The organism is Pseudomonas capeferrum (genome assembly GCF_013523055.1).
In the GTDB taxonomy this organism is placed as follows: domain Bacteria; phylum Pseudomonadota; class Gammaproteobacteria; order Pseudomonadales; family Pseudomonadaceae; genus Aquipseudomonas; species Aquipseudomonas capeferrum_A.
The window spans coordinates 1-18,658 of the sequence record NZ_JAAMQM010000026.1 but is presented as its reverse complement, the minus strand read 5'-3'; the positions used below and the strand labels follow the sequence as shown (position 1 = coordinate 18,658).

13 protein-coding genes and 1 pseudogene are annotated in these 18,658 nt (G+C 64.2%); 6 read left to right on the top strand and 8 right to left on the bottom strand.

Annotation, left to right across the window (positions count from 1 at the left end):
- Window positions 1–4: 4 nt before the first annotated feature.
- Genes G7009_RS23985 through G7009_RS23975 form a run of 3 tightly spaced genes read right to left on the bottom strand, consistent with a single transcriptional unit; the run spans window position 5 to window position 3,641 of the window.
- Complete coding sequence (locus G7009_RS23985; protein ID WP_219856744.1) at window positions 5–985, bottom strand: alpha/beta hydrolase; 981 nt, start codon at window positions 983–985, stop codon at window positions 5–7.
- Window positions 982–2,463 carry a flavin-containing monooxygenase gene (locus G7009_RS23980; protein ID WP_181132515.1) on the bottom strand — a complete coding sequence of 494 codons (1,482 nt, stop codon included), beginning with the start codon at window positions 2,461–2,463 and terminating at the stop codon, window positions 982–984. Before G7009_RS23980 ends, G7009_RS23985 begins: the two co-directional genes overlap by 4 nt.
- Before the next feature lie 14 nt (window positions 2,464–2,477).
- Window positions 2,478–3,641: an iron-containing alcohol dehydrogenase gene (locus G7009_RS23975; RefSeq protein WP_181132514.1), complete on the bottom strand. Its 1,164-nt coding sequence runs from the start codon at window positions 3,639–3,641 to the stop codon at window positions 2,478–2,480.
- Window positions 3,642–3,916: 275 nt separating this feature from the next.
- Here G7009_RS23975 and G7009_RS23970 point away from each other — a divergent pair, with 275 nt between their 5' ends.
- From G7009_RS23970 to G7009_RS23945, 6 genes are all read left to right on the top strand, one after another.
- A complete protein-coding gene (locus G7009_RS23970; RefSeq protein ID WP_181132513.1) occupies window positions 3,917–5,566 on the top strand; it encodes a fatty acid--CoA ligase in 1,650 nt (549 codons plus the stop codon).
- A 124-nt stretch (window positions 5,567–5,690) separates the two neighbouring features.
- A complete protein-coding gene (locus G7009_RS23965) occupies window positions 5,691–8,252 on the top strand; it encodes a LuxR C-terminal-related transcriptional regulator (RefSeq protein WP_181132512.1) in 2,562 nt (853 codons plus the stop codon).
- A 135-nt stretch (window positions 8,253–8,387) separates the two neighbouring features.
- Window positions 8,388–10,181, top strand: a complete 1,794-nt coding sequence (locus G7009_RS23960) for an acyl-CoA dehydrogenase (protein ID WP_181132511.1) — start codon at window positions 8,388–8,390, stop codon at window positions 10,179–10,181.
- Between the two features lie 27 nt (window positions 10,182–10,208).
- Window positions 10,209–12,320 (top strand): 3-hydroxyacyl-CoA dehydrogenase NAD-binding domain-containing protein, encoded by a 2,112-nt coding sequence (locus tag G7009_RS23955; RefSeq protein ID WP_181132510.1) that lies wholly within the window; start codon window positions 10,209–10,211, stop codon window positions 12,318–12,320.
- Between the two features lie 24 nt (window positions 12,321–12,344).
- The gene (locus G7009_RS23950) at window positions 12,345–13,529 is read left to right on the top strand and encodes an acetyl-CoA C-acyltransferase (protein ID WP_181132509.1); all 1,185 of its coding nucleotides are present in this window, start codon (window positions 12,345–12,347) and stop codon (window positions 13,527–13,529) included.
- Window positions 13,529–14,299, top strand: coding sequence for an SDR family NAD(P)-dependent oxidoreductase (locus G7009_RS23945; protein WP_181132508.1), 771 nt, complete (start codon window positions 13,529–13,531; stop codon window positions 14,297–14,299). The genes G7009_RS23950 and G7009_RS23945 overlap by 1 nt, the downstream gene beginning before the upstream one ends.
- Window positions 14,300–14,525: 226 nt before the next feature.
- Here the strand turns inward: G7009_RS23945 and G7009_RS23940 are convergent, their stop codons facing one another.
- From G7009_RS23940 to G7009_RS23920, 5 genes and pseudogenes are all read right to left on the bottom strand, one after another.
- Window positions 14,526–15,326: an SDR family NAD(P)-dependent oxidoreductase gene (locus G7009_RS23940; protein ID WP_258198040.1), complete on the bottom strand. Its 801-nt coding sequence runs from the start codon at window positions 15,324–15,326 to the stop codon at window positions 14,526–14,528.
- 101 nt (window positions 15,327–15,427) lie between these two features.
- A complete protein-coding gene (locus G7009_RS23935) occupies window positions 15,428–16,516 on the bottom strand; it encodes an AraC family transcriptional regulator (protein ID WP_181132507.1) in 1,089 nt (362 codons plus the stop codon).
- A gap of 466 nt (window positions 16,517–16,982) precedes the next feature.
- Window positions 16,983–17,510: an NAD(P)-binding domain-containing protein gene (locus G7009_RS23930; protein ID WP_181132506.1), complete on the bottom strand. Its 528-nt coding sequence runs from the start codon at window positions 17,508–17,510 to the stop codon at window positions 16,983–16,985.
- A 24-nt stretch (window positions 17,511–17,534) separates the two neighbouring features.
- The gene (locus G7009_RS23925) at window positions 17,535–18,416 is read right to left on the bottom strand and encodes an NAD(P)-dependent oxidoreductase (RefSeq protein ID WP_181132505.1); all 882 of its coding nucleotides are present in this window, start codon (window positions 18,414–18,416) and stop codon (window positions 17,535–17,537) included.
- Window positions 18,417–18,473: 57 nt separating this feature from the next.
- Window positions 18,474–18,658 (bottom strand): annotated as a pseudogene (locus G7009_RS23920) (phytanoyl-CoA dioxygenase family protein); the annotation flags it as partial.

Below are 18,658 nucleotides of genomic sequence, written 5' to 3'. Positions count from 1 at the left end.
GCCGTCAGGCCAATGCCCGTGCGGCGAATTGCGCCGCTTGGGCCAACACCCGCCGTCCGGTCTCGATCTTTCCGGCGCTGGTCAGCAGGCCGTGAGCATGGGCAGGCAAATGCACATGCTCCACGTGTGTTCCCGCCCGGGCGGCCGCACCCGCATAGGCAATGCCTTCATCCGCCAACGGATCATGCCCCACGGTCAGGATGAACAGCGGCGGTTGCCGCCGACCTTCGGCGTGCAGCAGGGGCGACAGCCGCTCATCACGCCAGTCTTCCAGCGGTCCGGTGTACTGCTCCCGGAACCAGTGCATGGAAGCCGCCGTCAGGGGAAAGCCCCGGGTAATGCGCTGGTACGAGGGCTGGCTGATGGTCAGGTCGGTGACCGGGTAGAACAACACCTGCCCGCTGATGCGCAAGCCCAGGTCCTGGCTGGCCGGGTCGTTGGCCAGCACCGTGGCCATGTTGCCGCCCGCGCTGTCACCGGCAAGGATCGTGCGGCCCGGGTCTACCTTCAGCTGTTCGGCGTGGCTGGCGATGTATTGCAAGGCCGCCGCACAGTCTTCCAAAGGCCCCGGGAAGCGGTGCTCCGGTGCCAACCGGTACTGCACGGCGATCACCGTGGCGGCGCTCTGGTTGGCCAGCGAACGGCACAGGCTGTCGTGGCTGTCCAGGTCGCCGATCACCCAGCCGCCGCCATGGATGAACACCATCAGCGGCGTCACTGCCTGCTCTGGCGTACTGGCAGGGCGGTATACACGCAGGGCGGCTGTGCCGCCAGCCACCGGGTAACCCAACGTGCGGGTCTCGGCCACCGCTTCCGCGGCTAGCCCGTTGGCGGCGCAGGCCTTGAGGTAGTTGGCACGACCGACCGCCAGCGGCACGTCCTGAAAGGATACCTCGCCGCTGGCCCGAAACGCCCGGACCAGGTCGACCGCATCGGCGGCGACCTCGTCCAGCGGCACGATCCCGGTCATGGCGTCGCCGCTCACTGTACCGCCTCCGCCTGCAGCAGGTGGTAGTCATTGACCTTCCAGTCCGCCGCCAGCGCCTTGTATTCGTCCACGGTGCCCGACCAGTTGTTGATCACCTTGCCCGCCGCGTTCTTGTACCAGCTGGAGCAGTCCGACGAGAAGGCCGAGGACTGCATGTTGGTCTGCAGGGCGTCATTGTAGGCGTTGAAGGTATCGACCCTGACGTCCACGGCGACGCGCGGGTGTTTGTCCAGACCTTGAATGGCCTGGATAATGTAGCGTTGCTGGATTTCCAGCATGGTGATGATCGAGTTGTGGTTCAGGTTGGTGTTGGGGCCGTAGATCATGAACAGGTTGGGGAAGCCCGGCACGCTCATGCCTAGGTAGGCCTCGGCGCCTTGGGCCCATTGCTGGTGCAGGGTCTGGCCACCGATACCGGTCACCTGCAGGTCGCCGTGGAAGGCCTGGCTTTCAAAGCCGGTGCCGAAGATCACGGCGTCCAGTTCATGCAGCGTGCCGTTCTTGTCAACGATGCCCTGGGGTACGAAATGGTCGACCGCGGCGGTTTCCAGGCTGACGTTGTCGCGCATCAGGGTGGGGTAATAGTCGTCGGAGCGCAGGATGCGCTTGCAGGCGAACTCGTAGTCTGGGGTCAGCTTGGCGCGCAGTGCTTCGTCCGGTACCTGCGCGGCCAGGTGCCCAGTGGCCATGGCGATGCCTTCCTGTTGCGCGTCGGTGCCGTGGCGGGTGCGGGCGAAGCCGTTCTCGCGGAAGGCGTGCAAGGTGCGGCGGCTTTCTTCGAACAGCTCGGGGGCGGCCGTGTAGGCATCCAATTGCTCTTGTGTGAATACGATCTGGTTGCGCGGCATGATCCAGTTGGCGCTGCGCTGGAACACGGTCAGGTGCCGGGCCTGGCGGGCCACTTCCGGTACGTACTGCACGGCGCTGGCGGCGGCGCCGATGCTGGCGACCTTCTTGCCAGCCAGGTCCACGTCCGCCGGCCATTGGGCGGAATGGAAGTAGCGCCCGGCAAAGCTGTCTAGGCCCTTGAAGGCCGGGATCGCGGGTTTGTTTAGTTGGCCCCAGGCCGGCACGAAGAAGCGCCCCTGCAAATGCCTGCCGTCGGCCAGTTCGAATGCCCAGGTGTTGGCCTGCTCGTCCCAGCGCGCCTGGCTCAGCTCGCTGTCGAGCTGGATGTGCGGCATCAGGTCATAGCGCTCGGCCAGGGAGTCCATGTAGCGCAGCAGTTCGTCGCGGTCGGCGTACATCTTGCTCACCCGCAGGTGCGGGTGAAAGCTGTAGCAGTACAGGTGCGATTCGGTATCGCAGGCCGCACCGGGGTAGGCGTTGTCGCGCCAGACGCCGCCGATGCGTGAGCCCCGTTCCAGGATGATGAAGTTGTCGATGCCCTGGCGCTTGAGCTGGGCCCCCATGCCCAGGCCGCCGAAGCCGGCGCCTAGAATGACGATATCGTAGGTGTTCTGTGCAGTGGACATGCGCTGATTCCTTGTTAGAAGGCTTTTTTGTACAGGGCCAGGGCGTCGGCTTCGCGCACCTCGACGGGGTTGTTCTGCAGCAGGCGTTCCTGCTTCATGGCATCGCTGGCCAGCAGCGCCAGGCTGTCCTCGGTTACCTGCACGTCACGCAGGCGGCGGGGTGCGCCGGAGGCATTCATCAGCTCCTCCATGTACTCCACGAAACGGGTGGCACGGTTGGTGACCGTGGCGTTGCTGGCGCCCAGCAGCACGTCGCCAAGCTCGGCGTAGAGCGGTGCGGCGGCGCTGAGGTTGAAGCGCAGCACCGGACCCAGCATCAGGGCATTGGAGAGGCCATGGGGGATGTGATAGTGGCCGCCCAGCGGGTAAGCCAGGGCGTGCACCGCCGCTACTGGGGCGTTGGCGAACGCCTGGCCGGCGAGGGTGGCGCCCAGCAGCATGGCCTCGCGGGCCAGGCGGTTCTTGCCGTTCTCGCAGGCGGCGATCAGATTGCCCGCCAGCAACCGCAGGGCTTCGCGGGCCAGGGCGTCTGAAACCGGGTTCTTGCGGTGGCGACTGGTGTAGGCCTCGATGGCGTGCACCATGGCGTCGATGCCGGTCGCGGCGGTGGTCAGCGGTGGCAGGCCGATGGTCAGTTCTGCATCGAGAATGACCTTGTCGGCATACAGCTGGTTGGCCACCACGCCCATCTTGGTGGTCTCGCCGGTGGTCAGGATGGTGATGTTGGTCACTTCCGAACCGGTACCGGCGGTGGTGGGAATCTGTACCAGCGGCAGGCGCGTGCCCTTGACCTTGCCGATACCGTACAGCTCGGACAATGCCTGGTTGGACGGGATCAGTACGGCGGCGAGCTTGGCTATGTCCATGGACGAGCCACCGCCCAGCCCCAGCACCAGGTTCACGCCCGCCGCACGGGCCTTGCCCACGCAGTCGTGCAGCACGGCTTCGGGTGGGTCGGCTACCACGTCGTCGAATACGCTGATGCTGAAGCCGGCGGCCTGCAGCGAAGCCTTGGCCGGATCGAGCAGCCCGGCGGTGTGCAGGAACTTGTCGGTGACGATCAGCAGGTTGCGCTGTTCGGTCCAGGTGCCCAGCAGGTCGCCCAGGCGGCGCGCGGCGCCCCACTCGGCGACGATGGAGGCGACGGTGTCAAAGGTGAAGGGCTTGAAGATGCTCATGGCTACCGCTCCTGAGGAAGTTGACCTGTAGCCGCTGCCGCCAGACTACAGGTCGTTGGTGAGGCCATTTAAAAGGGCGATGGCGTACCAAAGCTTCAACCTGAGGGTGGAATTTGCCGCTGGGACGGGTGGAGAACATGGGTTGGGCAAAGGCGGGCAGGGCAAAATGTCCACACCGCACCTGTTGCGAATCCACCCACGGGTTGAAGATCGCGCCAGGGCAACTCGCTATATACACAGCCAATAACTACAAGACCGATGCCACTGGAGGACCGATGACTTTGCCTCATCAACCCAAGTTTCTGGCCGCCACCGACAGTTTCAAAACCTCGCCACTGCTGATCGGCGGGCTGCTGGAGACCGGTCTGCGCGCCGCTGGCGACAATCAGATTGTTTACCGCAATCAGGTTCGCCACGACTACGCCACGTTCAACCGCCGGGTCCACCAGTTGGCCCATGCCCTCAGCGCGCTGGGCGTGAAGGCCGGCGACACGGTGGCGGTGCTGGACTGGGACAGCCATCGCTACCTGGAATGCTTCTTCGCCATTCCGATGCTGGGCGCGGTGCTGCACACCGTGAATGTGCGCCTGGCACCCGAACAGGTGCAGTTCACCATGGCCCACGCCGAAGACACCTTGGTGTTGGCCCACCACGACTTTCTCCCGCTGCTGGAGGCCATCGGTAGCCAGTTGCCGACTGTTCGAGGGTATGTGCTGTGCCAGGACGAGGGTGCGGGCCTGGAAACCTCGTTGCCGCTATTGGGGGAGTACGAAGCGCTGCTGGTGCGGCAGCCGGATCACTACGCATTTCCCGAGTTCGATGAAAACGCGGTAGCCACGCTGTTCTACACCACCGGTACCACGGGCAACCCCAAGGGCGTGTACTTCACCCATCGGCAACTGGTGCTGCACACTCTGGCCGGTGCCAGCGCCCACTGCAGCGCCGGCGCGGCCTTGCTCAACCGCGACAAGGTCTACATGCCTATCACGCCGATGTTCCATGTGCACGCCTGGGGCGTCCCCTACATCGCGACACTAATGGGTTGCCAGCAGGTGTACCCGGGGCGTTACGAGGCCGGGCTGCTGGCAACGCTGATCGAGCAGGAACGCGTCAGCTATTCTCACTGCGTGCCGACGCTGCTGGCCATGGTGCTGGATGCCGCCCAGGCCAGTGGCGCCGACCTGTCGGACTGGCATGTGCTGATCGGCGGCTCGGCCCTGTCCGCAGGCCTGGCGCGCAAGGCCCAGGCCATGCACGTGGACGTGCGCGGCGCCTACGGCATGTCGGAAACCTGTCCGATCGTTTCCCTGACCCGTTTTCCCCAGCAGTTCGACCAGTTAGATGACGAACAGCAGTTGCGCTGGCGCTGCAGTGCCGGGGTGATCGCGCCGCTGGTGCAGATGAAACTGGTGGACGAGCATGGGCAGCCCGTGGCCCAGGATGGCCAGCAGGTTGGCCAATTGCTGATCCGCAGCCCTTGGTTGACCCCCGGCTATTTCAAAGACCCGATCAACAGTGAAAAACTCTGGGAAGATGGCTGGCTCCACACTGGCGATGTGGCGAGCATCGATGGTTCGGGGCTGGTGCACATCCACGATCGCCTCAAGGACCTAATCAAGACCGGTGGCGAGTGGATCTCGTCCCTGGATATTGAAAGCCTGATCAGCCGCCACCCCCATGTCAGCGAATGCGCCGTGGTGGGCGTGGCGGATGCGCGCTGGGGCGAGCGGCCAGTGGCGCTGCTGGTACAGGCCGCGGCCACGCCGCCCTTGGACGCCGAGGCCCTGAGGGCCCATCTGGCAGGTTTCGTCAACCAGGGGGCCTTGTCCAAATGGGCCATCCCCACCGAAGTGCGGGTGGTGGCCGCGATCCCGCGCACCAGCGTGGGTAAGCTGGACAAGAAACTGATCCGCACGCAGTTCTGACCCTTCGGGGTAAGATCATCATTACCATCCGTGGAGCCAGGCAGTCGCTGTGAAGTTAACCATCGATACCAGCAAGTTCCGCCCCGCGCCGTTGCCGCGTACACTGATCCCAAGGCCGCGGGCCATGACGCAGATAACTGAGGCGTTGCAAGGCGACGCCACGCTGATCCTGCTGCGCGCGCCCCTGGGTTACGGCAAGTCGCTGTTGCTCAGCCAACTGGTCGAGCAGGACGGCGCGGCCCTGGGTTTCCTGCGCATCGATCATGGGGATAACGACCCCAGCCATTTTCTCGGCCACCTGTACCAGCTCTTGCTCAAGCGGGCTGCGCCGCCGGAAATGGACAAGGACCAGGCCTGGGCGGCCATTCGCAGCCACCTCGACGGGCTTATAGCACCCTTCGTCCTGTGCCTGGACGACTTGCAGCTGCTGCGCTCGGCGAGGGTGGTCGGGTACCTGGAGGCGTTGCTGCATCAGCCGCCCAGGTTCCTGCGTATGGTCGCGGCCAGCGAGGGCCAGCCGACGTTGGGGCTGAGCCACCTGCGCCGGGACAATCGCCTGCGCATGCTGGGCCCGCGCGAGCTGGCCCTGGATGGCGAAGAGACCCAACAGTTGCTGCTGGCCCATGGCTTAACGCCGGAGCCGGCATTCGTCTATCGCTTGCAGGCGGGTAGCGAGGGCTGGATCAGCGGTGTGCTGTTCTGGTGTTCGGCCTATCGGGAGCTGCCAATCGTCGACCATTCCCCAGACCAACTCCAGCAGGCGGTGCAGGGCTCGTACCAGCACATCGGCGCGTTCATCGAGGAAGACGTGCTAAGCCGCTTACCCCACGCCCTGGTCCGCTTCATTGAACGCACCTCGGTGGTCAGTGCGTTCGACCTTGAACTCGCCGCCCTGCTCAGCGACCAGCCCCATGTCGAAGCACCGCTGCGCAAATTGCTGCAACTGGACCTGTTCATCGAGGATCGAGTGGGCGAGCGGCTGCGCTATCAATACCACCCCGCCTTGCGCCTGACCGCGCTGCAGCGGTTGCGTCGGCGCAATCCCGAGCAACTGCTACACCTACATCAGCGCGCGGCGGATTGGTTGCTGGCCAATGCCTTTTATGCCCAGGCTGTGGCCCAGTACGGCCGGGCGAAAAACACCGAGGCGTTGCTGCGCACGGTGGAGCAGCACACCTTCGACCTGCTGCGCGAAGGCGAGATCAACGCCATCGTCGATTTCCTTCGCCATACCCTGCGTGACAGCGAGGCAGACCATCTGAACCTGGCCATGACCGAAGCCTCGGCGCTGATCGTGACCAATGATATCCAGCGCACCCGCAGCTGCATCGGTGCGCTGAAGCGCCTGGGCGGCCCAACGGCGGAGCGGGTCATGCAGACCATCGCCTTTTTGCGCAGCCACCTGGCCTGGCTGGGCGGCAACCTGCGTCATGGCGTGGACGTGGTGCGCATCGCCCTGGAGCGCTACCCCCAGGCCAACGCTGCCACGGCCATCCTGCATGCCAACAGCGCCGGCTGCCTGGCGGCGTTGGGGCGTCTGGAGGACGCCCGGCAGCAGAACGACCAGGCCCTGCTGCAGTTATCGGCGCTTGGCTTCAAGGGCTACACCCATCGGCTGCATCTGCAGGCGGGGTTGATCGAGCTGGCTCAGGGCCAGACCGAAAAGGCCCGTTGGCGCTTCTTTGACGGTGGCCTGGCACCCGGAACCGGCAAGGCTGCGGGTAACTTCTACGATGCCTTCCTGCACCTGGGCCAAGGCCTGGTGCTGATGCAGCGTAACGCCCTGAGCGCCGCGGCCTTGAGCCTGGCCAAGGCGGAAAAGATCGCCATGGACTTCCCCCACAGCGCGGCGCTGGCCTTGATTTTCCATCATCAAGCCTGCCTGTTCGACGCGCTGGGTGATTCGCCCCGCGCCGTGGCCAAATGGGAACAGGCTCGGCGCCTTGCCCGCGACTTCGGCCAGTGGCGGGTGTACCGCCTGGCGGGGGCGTGGCGGGTACGGCACGCGGTGCGCCAGGGTGACCAGGCTTTCCTGCTGGACTGGCTGCATGAGTGGCACTGGTGCAAGCAGCGGTATGGCGAAGACCTGCAGCCCGACGAGTTGCTGGCCTACGCCTGGGTGCAGCGCCATCTGGGCCAGCGGGCGGTCGTGGCCCAGCGGTTGCGCGCACTGGATGAATTGGCGCAGGAACAACAGCATCATCGGCTGCGCCTGGATATCCTGCTGCTGCGGGCCAGCGTGGCCTTGGACCAGCATGACCAGCCACAGGCCATGCACCTGCTGGATGAGGCCGTGGCCCTGGCCTGCGAGTACCAGTTTGGCCATCTGCTGCATTTCGAAGGCGCGGCCTTGAGCGATCTGTTCCAGCAACTGCTGGCGCCGGAGGCACGCAAACAGTATGAACTGCAGCGCGCGCTACCTGATGGGCAACAATTGCAGCAGTTGCTGCCCTCGCTGTTGAAACCGTCGCAGGCGGCCCAGCGTCTGTTTGAACCGGTCACTCGCCGTGAGCGCGAGGTGCTGCAGCGCATGGCCCGTGGTCAGGGCAACGCGCAAATCGCCGAGTCGCTGTTTGTCAGCCTGAGCACGGTCAAGACTCATATCAACAACCTGTTCCGCAAGCTGGAGGTCAACGACCGCGACGAAGCCCTGCGCAAGGCGCGCAGTGTCGGGCTGTTGAGCTGACCGGCACCGCCTCCACCCGCGGCTGGCGCAGAATCCATCCCAAACTCCACCCCCGGTTCGACGCAGCCCGGGGCGGGCGCTGATACAACATGATGGTCGTTTTCGCTCATGACTTTCACGGCGGGATTTACCTTTATGTTGCTCAACGAACGCGATCTCAATTTCCTGCTCTACGAATTTCTCGACACCCAGGCCCTGCTTGAGCGTGAGCGTTACGCCGAGCACGACCGCGCGGTGTTCGACGCCACCCTGGCTACGGCGCGCCAGGTGGCGGCCGACTTTTTCGCCCCGCACAACCATAAGGCCGATCAGAACGAGCCCATTTTCGATGGCGAGCGGGTGACGCTGATCCCTGAAACCCTGGCAGCCTGGAATGCGTTTGCCGAGGCGGGATTCCTGGCGGCACACCATGACGTCGACGACGGTGGTCTGCAGTTGCCCGAAGTACTGCTGCGCGCCTGCATGGCCTATTTCAATGCCGCCAATATCGCCACCACGGGTTACCCGTTCCTGAGCATCGGCGCGGCGAATCTGATCAAGACGTTTGCCTCGCCTGCACTGCAACAGCGTTTTCTGCCAGCCCTGTTCGCCGGCCGCTTCAGCGGCACCATGGCCCTGACTGAGCCGGGTCAGGGCTCGGCGCTGGGGGACCTGCGTACCCGCGCCGTAGTGGCTGAAGACGGTACCTACCGAGTGTTCGGACAGAAGATGTTCATCTCTGGGGGCGACCATGAACTCACGGAAAACATTGTGCATTTGGTGCTGGCCCGTATTGAGGGAGCTCCAGCGGGGGTGAAAGGCATTTCGCTGTTCGTGGTGCCCAAGTTCAACGTCGACGCCGATGGTGCCTTGGGCGCACGCAACGACGTTGCCCTGGCCGGGCTGCTGCACAAGATGGGCTACCGCAACACCACGTCCACCGTGCTGAGTTTCGGTGAGGGCAACGGGGCGGTGGGCTACCTGGTGGGCGAGGCCAACAAGGGCCTGGGCTACATGTTCCAGATGATGAACGAAGCGCGGATCGGCGTGGGACTGGGGGCCGCGAGCCTGGCGTACCAGAGCTACCTGCATGCCCTGGACTACGCCCGCGAACGACCCCAGGGTCGCCTGTCCAGCTGCAAGGATCCGCTCACGCGCCAGGTCCCGATCATTGCCCACGCTGATGTGCGCCGCATGCTCTTGATGCAGAAGGCGTATGCCGAGGGTTCACTGGCGCTGTGCCTGTACGCCAGCAGCCTGGTGGAGGATGCCCATACCGGGCCCACCGCGCAGGCCCGGGACGACGCGGCGCAATTGCTGGACTTGCTCACGCCCATGGTCAAGACCTGGCCCTCGCGTTATGGCCTGGTGGCCTCGGACCTGGGTATCCAGATTCTCGGGGGCGCCGGCTATACCCGCGAGTACCCGCTGGAGCAGCTGTACCGGGACAACCGGCTCAATCCCATTCATGAAGGCACCGAGGGTATCCAGGCCCTTGACCTGTTGGGACGAAAGCTGGGTCTCAAGGGCGGCCGCGGATATGCGCTGTTCCTGGAGCAGGTCGAGCACAGCCTGGCGCAGGCGGAACGGTTGGGTGAGTGCCAGGCGCTGGGCCGTCACCTGGCCAAGGGCATGACGATATTGGGCGAGGTCACCGCTGCGTTGCAGCAACAGGTGGCCGAGGATGCGGATCGTGGCCTGGCCAACGCCACCGCTTACCTGGATCTGTTCGGGCGCGTGCTGGTGGGCTGGGTGTGGCTGCGTCAGGCCATGCTCGGCGAGTCGGCTCTAAGCCAAGGGGCAGTGGGTGAAGAGGCGGACTTCTACCGCGGCAAGCTGCACACCGCGCGCTACTACCTGGAGTGGGAGCTGGCGCCGCTGCCCGGCATCGCCCACCTGTTGTGCGCTGGCAACAGCGCCTGCCACGACATGCAGAGCCATTGGTTCTGATCCTCCAACGTTTTCTGGAACCTGCTCATGACTGCACTGATTGATTACCGCCGTGACGGCCGCGTGGCCCTGATCGGCCTGTCGCGTCCCCCCGTCAACGCCCTGGGCCAGGCCCTGCGCCAGGCGTTGGCCGAGGCCTTCGAGCAAGCCCTGGCCGATCCCCAGGTTCAGGCTTTGGTCATCCACGGCCAGGGGCGAGCGTTCAGCGCCGGCGCCGACATCAACGAATTCGGCACCCCGGCCGCCTTCGAAACGCCTGGCTTGGCCAGTCTGCTGGAGCGCCTGGCGCAATCGCCCAAGCCCGTGATCGCGGCTATTTCCGGCGTTGCCTTGGGCGGCGGGTTGGAAACCGCCTTGGCCTGCGGTTATCGCCTCTGCACGCAAGGCGCGACCCTGGGCTTGCCGGAAACCCGCATTGGCCTGTTGCCCGGTGCAGGTGGTACCCAGCGGCTGCCGCGCCTGATCGGCGCCCAGGCAGCGCTGGACATGATCATCTCAGGCGAGCCGGTTACGGCGACCAAGGCGCTGGAGCTGGGCCTGGTAGATCGTTTGGTCGATAATGCCGATACGCTGCTGGAAGCTGCTGTGGACTTCGCCAGCGCGTTGCTGGAAACCCCGGCCCCCGCCCAGCGCCCTTGGCCCCATGCCAATCCTGCCCAAGGCCTGCCGGCGGATTTCTTTAGCGCTTATGCTACCCGCCACGCTCGGCGCTGGCACGGCCAGCTGGCTCCCCAGTTGGCGCTGGAAGCGGTGCGCGCAGCGTGCGAGGGTAGCCTGGCAGAAGGACTGGCCAAGGAGCAGGTGCTGTTCGCCCAGCTGGAGTCGTCGCCCCAATCGGCCGCGCTTCGCTATCAATTTTTTGCCCAGCGCGAGGCTCTGAAGGTGCCCGGTATCGACAAGCACACTGCGCGTCGTACGGTGGCGGGCGTGGCGGTCATCGGCGCCGGTACCATGGGCGGTGGCATCGCCATGAATTTCGCTAACGCCGGCATCCCGGTCACCCTGCTCGAACTCAAGGGCGAAGCACTGGACCGTGGCCTGGCCCATGTCCGCCAGCAGTACGACAGCGCGGTCAAGCGCGGCAAGTTGAGCCCCCGGCAACTGGATGAACGCATGGCGTTGATCACCGGCACCTTGGAATATGCGGACATCGCCCAGGCCGATTTGGTGATCGAGGCGGTATTCGAAAGCCTGGCGATCAAGCAGAACGTCTTCCGCACTCTGGATGAGGTATGCAAACCCGGCGCGATCCTGGCCACCAACACCTCGACCCTGGACGTGGACCTGATTGCGGCGGTCACTCGCAGGCCCCAGGACGTGATCGGCCTGCACTTCTTCAGCCCGGCCAACATCATGCGCCTGCTGGAAGTGGTGCGCGGCCGGGAAACCTCGGCGCAAGTGCTTGCCACCACCCTGGACCTGGCACGGCGCATCGACAAAATTGCCGTGGTGTCGGGCGTGTGCTTCGGTTTTATCGGCAACCGCATGCTTGAACCCTATGCACGCGAGGCGCACCGATTGGTGCTGGAAGGTGCGACTCCGGCGCAGGTCGATGGCGTGCTCACCGACTTGGGCCTGGCCATGGGCGTGCTGTCGATGTACGACCTTGCTGGTATCGATGTGGGCTATCGGGTGCGGGAATCGCGCCGTGACGCGATCGCCCATGACCCCAGCTACTGCAAGCTGGCCGACGAGTTGTATGCCCAAGGGCACCATGGGCAGAAGACTGGCCGTGGGTTCTACCGCTACAACGGCCGCGAGCGCATCGAGGACTACGAAGTGGTCGCTTGCGCCGAGGTGCTGGCCAACGAACTGGGTATTGCCCGCCGGACGGTATCCAATGAGGAAATCCACGATCGCTGCCTGTTCATGTTGATCAATGAAGGCGTGCAGTTGCTGGATGAGGGCATTGCCCAGCGCGGGGGCGATATCGACCTGGTGTGGATCAATGGCTACGGCTTTCCCGCCTGGCTCGGTGGGCCACTGTATTACGCCGAGCAGTTGGGGTTGCAACGGGTGCTCGCAGGTATTGAACACTACCGCGAGCAGCTGGGCGACTACGGCCAGATGTGGTTCCAGCCGGCCCCGTTACTGCAGCGCCTGGTGGCCGGGCAGCACACTCATATTCAGCGCCTTTGAAGGCCCTTGCAAGGAGAGGCAACCATGTCGAGCGCTGTCATTCTTTCAACTGCCCGCACACCTATCGCCAAGGCGTACCGGGGGGCGTTCAATATGCTCAAATCACCGAGCATGGCGGCGCTGGCCATTGCCGCTGCGGTTGAGCGGGCCGGTATCGAGACTGGTGAAGTCGAGGATCTGGTCATGGGCACCGCCATGCCCGGTGGCACGGCGGGCTGGAACCTGGGGCGCATGAGCGCGTTGGCGGCCCGCCTGCCCCTGAGCGTGGCCGGGCAGACCATCGACCGCCAATGCGCGTCGGGGCTGATGGCTATTGCCACGGCGGCCAAGCAGATCATCTATGACGGCATGCGCGTGGCCATTGGCGCCGGCCAGGAAAACATCAGCGCGGTGCAGGCGCGCAGCATGGAATGGGCGTTCGCCGAGCGCGACCCGCGGGTGGAGCAGCATGCCGCCCATGCCTACATGCCGATGCTGCAGACGGCGGAGTGGGTTGCCAAGCGTTACCGCATCAGTCGCGAACAGCAGGATGCCTATGCGCTGCAATCCCAGCAACGCACTGCCGCTGCTCAGCAGGCTGGATTGTTCGCGGATGAAATCATCTCGGTCAGCACCACAAAGGCGGTGCAGGACAAGACCACTGGCGTGGTCAGCCTGCAACCAGTGACCCTTAACCTGGATGAGGGTAACCGCCCCGATACCCAGCGACAGGACCTGGCGCAACTCAAGTCCGTGGTTGAAGGCGGCAGCATCACCGCTGGCAACGCCAGCCAACTGTCCGATGGCGCCAGTGCCTGCGTGTTAATGGATGGGCGTATGGCCGAACGGCGCAATCTGGAACCCATCGGTGCGTACCGTGGCGTCGTCGTGGTGGGCCTGGCGCCAGAGGAAATGGGCATCGGCCCGGTACTCGCGATACCGAAATTGCTGCGCCAGCATGGGTTGCGGATGGAGGACATTGGCCTGTGGGAACTCAATGAGGCCTTTGCCTGCCAAGTGATCTACTGTCGAGACAAACTGGGGATCCCTAACGAACGGCTTAACGTCAATGGCGGCGCTATCGCCATTGGCCATCCCTATGGCATGAGCGGTGCGCGCATGGTCGGGCACGCCTTGCTGGAGGGGCAACGGCGCGGCGTGAAGTACGTCGTCATTACCATGTGTGTGGGCGGCGGCATGGGTGTCGCCGGCCTGTTTGAGGTGTTGTGATGAATACACTGTTTTCTTTGCAGGGCAAGGTGGTGCTGGTGACCGGTGCTTCCAGCGGGTTGGGCGAGCACTTTGCCCAAGTGGTCAGCGCCGCCGGCGCGCGGACAGTGATCGCGGCGCGACGCCAGGAACGCTTGCAGGCGCTGGCCGGGCGTTTGCGCGAGCAGGGCGGCGAGGTACTGGCGGTTGCCCTGGACGTCACCTCGCGCGATAGCGTGGAGGCGGCGTTCGATGCCGCCGAACGCGCGTTCGGCATCATCGACGTGGTAGTCAACAACGCGGGTGTCGGCGGCGCGGTGAAGGCGCTGGAGGTGAGCGAGGGTGACTGGAGCACCATGCTGTCCACCAACCTCGACGGCGTGTGGCGCGTGGCCCAGTGTGCGGCTCAGCGCCTGGCCAAGGCCGGGCAGGGCGGCAGCATCATCAACATAGCTTCCATACTCGGCGAGCGGGTTGGCAATGGTCTGAGCCACTACTGCGCGGCCAAGGCGGGGGTGTTACAGCTGACAAAGGCATTGGCGCTGGAGTTGGCGCGGTACGGCATCCGCGTCAACGCCATCGCCCCCGGCTATTTCCAGACGGAAATGAATGACAGTTATTTCAACTCGGAGAAGGGCCAGGCGTACATCAAATCGGCGGTGCCCATGCGCAAGCTGGGGCAGCTGCAGCAACTGGACGGCCCTTTGCTGCTGCTCGCCAGCGAAGCCGGCAACTTCATGACCGGTGCCACCCTGGCCGTGGACGGCGGCCATTTGGTGAATTCCCTCTGATCGACCGCCTGAGGCCCTGAGGCAGCCTGCGGCAGCTGCTGCGCGATCCCCGCCGTAGCAGCGACAGCGACTGTTTTCTGTGGGAGCGGGCTCCTCCGTGAAAAGGCTGCCGCGGTCCGTCAAATCCTCGGCGGTGTGGCCTTCGCGGGTAGAACCGGGTGGCCAGCCACCCGATCCTAAAGGAGCGCCACAGCAGCTGCCGAAGGCTGCGTCAGAGCGCCGCTATTTAAACGGAATAGCGCGACAGCGTTTCACCACCATCGATGCGTACCAAGGCGCCATGGATGTAGCTGGACCGGTCGGACGCCAGGAATACCGCCAGGTCGGCCACGTCGCTGATCTCGCCCCAGCGCTTGAGCGGGATGCTTTCACTGAAGTCATCCACGTAGCCAGGCTGCTCCATCAGCGCGCGGGTTAGCGCGGTCTTGGCGTAGGTAGGGCAGATACCGTTGACGCGGATGCCTTCGTGGCCGTATTCGATGGCCAGGCAGCGGGTCATGTTGGCCTGCGCGGCCTTGGAAATATTGTACACCGACTGCCACGGGTGCCCGCCCAGGCCGGCGGTGGAGACCAGGTTGATGATATTGCCGCCGCCGCCCTGCTGCAGAAAGGCACGCACGGCTGCCTGGGAGCCGAAGAAGCTGCCTTTGACGTTGACGTTCAGGCACAGGTCCAACTCTTCTTCGCTGAAATCGTGGATCAGCTTGCCATCACGGTACACGCCGGCGTTGTTGATCATCACGTCAATGCGGCCGAATTCGCGCGTGGCAGCGTCTACCAGGGCGGTCAGGTCGGCACTGCGGGTGACGTCGCAGCGCTGGAAGATCGCGCGCCCGCCACGTTCGGCAATCAGCGCGGCCGTGGTGAGCTCGGGTTGTTCATCGAAACCGCCAGGGTTGCTGGCTTCGTTGATGTCGCCAATCACAAGGTTGGCGCCTTCTTCGGCCAGACGCAAGGCAATACCACGGCCAAGGCCGGTGCTGGCACCGGTGATGACAACCACTTTTCCAGCCAGATTCATGTCCATCTAATGGCTCCGCTTCAGATTGAATGGGCGCTGCAGAATAATACCGGCATCGAGCCCTTGTTCGTGGAAGAGGTCGATACCGGTAGGTGATGCTCGGGCGTTCAGGCCATGCCGTAGGCGGCAGACTGGGCAAAGCGTGAGGCGTACTTGCCGCCATTGTTCAGCACGCGGTATTCGCGCGGCGAGCGCCCGGTCCAGCGTTTGAAGGCATGGCGAAAGTTGGCGGCGTCGCTGTAGTTCAGTTGCTCGGAGATCGCCTCGGTGGTCATGGGGGTGTTCAGCAGGTAGCGGATGGCGAGCTTTTTGCGCACTTCCACCAGCAAGGCGTTGTACGAGGTGCCCAGGGCGTCGAGGCGGCGGCGCAGGGTGCGCGGCGACAGGTGCAGGTGATCGGCAATCTCTGACAGCGAGGCAATGCAGTCGCCGGAATTGAGCAGCAGATTCTGCACCTGGTAGCTGATATCGTATTTCTGCACAATCTCCTGCAACTGTGCCTTGCAGTCGGTCTTGCAACTGCTGTGGGTAATGCTGTTGGACTGCGGCAGTCTGCTGTCCAGCCAATGCGCCGCCAGGCGAATGGCCGTGCGCTCGCGATCGAAACGCACCGGCACACCAAAGCTGGCCTGGATATCGGCTCGCTGCTGAGCGGTCGCCTCTCCGGCCAGTTCAATACCGTCGCAGGTGAAGTCGCGGCCGAGGATGTCTTGGAGCAGGGTGAGCAGCTTCGACACTTCCAGGTGGTACCAGAAGCTGTTCTCAGGGCTGATCAGTCCGTATTGGTCGCTCAGCTGCAGTACGGCCTTGTCATTTTCGACGTGCAGTTGCAGGCCCATCTTCAGGTTGATCAGCAAGCCGTATTGGCTGGCGGTTTCCAGCGCATCGCGCAGCGTGGCGCTGCTGAGCATGGCAAAACCGACGATGCCGTAGGACGTAAGGTGCAAGCGCTTGCCCACCTGCAGGCTCAACAGCGAGTTGCCTGTGACGCGATTGAACGCGGCGTTGATCAAAGCCTGCTGGTTGAGCGAGATCTTGGTCAGCGGGTTGGCCAAGTCGGCCAAGGACATGGCCCCTGCGGCCAGGCATTCGCTTAACTGCTCGTCACTGCCGATCAGGCCGGCCGCCGCGAGGATTTCCGCAGTGGAGAAGACCTTATCATCCAAGGTGATTGGTGTGGTTTCGATATGTCCCATCGTACTGCCCTCACGGTGTAGCCAAGCCAATGTGACCGCGTGCGATCGCGCCGTGGCGGCGGATCATCCGCGTCGCTTCATTCGGACATTCAGGGGTGGCGTGGGCAGGCCGGGGGGTGGTCGCAACAGGTAACCAGCAAGAGCAGCGTCAAGCATCATCGGGCATGGTAATACCACGGATCCGATACGGGTCTTCGACCTCATTTTTATCTCCTGACCTTTTCGGGGCTGTGCTTCAACGCCCGGTTTTGTTGTTGGTCTATCAGGTAGGTAGTGCTTAGAAACTGACGCAGGGCAAGTGTCTCTGCACTTCCTAGGTCATGCGACCGATTAAATACGGTCATATGACCTAGGTCAAGTGACAGATGTATGCTGGCGCTATTAATTGCGATAAACGGAAGGTCCCTGCAGCGTGTCGGCAGCGGGGACAGGCTTCGCGGTCAGGGGAGGGGTGAAGAGGTAGGGGTCAAGCCTCCAGCGTGGCGCCGCAATCGCTGCCCAGGTAGGTCAAGGCCGGCCCCAGTGTGCGGCACAGGGGTTGCAGGCGCTGATAGGCCTTCAACGGCCCCGAGCACTGCAGTTCGCAGGCCTGCTGACCGATCGCTTCAGCATCGCTGTGCAAGCTGATCTCCAGGTAGTCGATGTGCTCGCTGCGCGCCCATTCGCCCATGGAGCGCGCCGAGGCCGCAGGGCGGGTCTGGGAGGTGTTGAAGCTGATCAGCGCCTTGCCGTGCAGGCCGAAGGTGGTCTCGGGGCTGCACAGGCGGGCGTTTATCAGCAACTGATCGGGGAAACAGGTGATCACCACGTCGCTGCTATCGATGGCCTGTTCCAGATTACGCACCAGCCTGAAACCCTCGCACGGCAACACTTGGTTGGCGCGCAGCGGATCCAGCCCGGCGACTTCGAACCCTTGGTTGGCCAAGGTACGGGCGATGGTGCTGCCCACGTGATCAAGGCCGATGATGGCAATGCGTTTGGGGGCGGTATGCATAGGGCGCTCCGGGAATAGCGGGTTTCAGGGGTGCATGGCTTTGAACAGGGCGGCGATGTCCCACTCGCCCATGCCAGCGGCCTGGGCCTGGCGGCAATACGTCAGGTAGGCGTCGGTGCTGGCATGGGGCGCCTTGGCGCGCACCAACGCATCGAGCACCACTTCCTGGCCGGCCACGTGCACATCGACCGTGGCTTGTTCGCCGCTGTAGTTGCCAGCGCTGATGCGCGCGGCGGCGGTGTTGATGCCTTCCACCAGCATGTCGGTCATGATCGGCGACAGGGTCTTGAAGGCCTCGGCCGAAACGCCGGCGGTGGAGGCCAGCACCGCGCCTTCCAGCCAGGCGGCGAAAGAACCGAAGTAGAAGGCATACAGGGCCAGGTAGGCCGGGGTGCAGGCGGTAGGATCGGCACCGAGGAATTTCGGGTTGCCCGCCAGCAGCTTCAGGGTCTGGCCATGGGCATGGTAGGCGTCGGTGTCGCCGGAATAGAGGATGGTGGTGGTGGCGCCGCCGATTTCCTTGGGGTAGCACATGATGCCGGCGTCGATGTAGCGGCCGTCGCGGCGGCCCACCCAGGCAGCGGTGAGGGCCACGTCGTCCACGGTGCCGGTGCTCATGTTGACCAGGGTCTTGCCGCTGAGGCTCAGGCTCGGTTCTAGGGCCTGCAGCACACCGAGCGCCGCTGCCTTGTCGATCATGCAGACGATGCTCAGTGCGGTGGACTGGATCGCTTCACTGGCACTGGCCGCCTGGCGGGCACCTTCGTGCACCAGAGCGCTGGCGCGTTCCGGGTTGCGGTTCCACACGGTGACGTCCACCCCGGCCTGCAGCAGGGTGCGGGCCAGCACGCTGCCCATGGCGCCAAGGCCCAGGACGCTGACAGAGGGTTTCTTCGATGCGGGCATGGTTGACCTCAGTGTAGGGTTAAGGAGGGGGAGGCCTCAGGCATCCTGAGGCAGGCATCAGCGGGGGGTATTGAGCCCGATGTAGTCGGCGATTTCCTCGTAGTTCACCTGCCAAAGGCCCGGCAGGCCGTAGAGGTCGGCGGTAAAGGAGCGGAAGCCGAGGATCTGTTGCACGCGCGGTGACAGAGTGCGTACCAGCTCCATGTCCACCACGAACGGATAGGCTTCCTCGGGTACCAGCC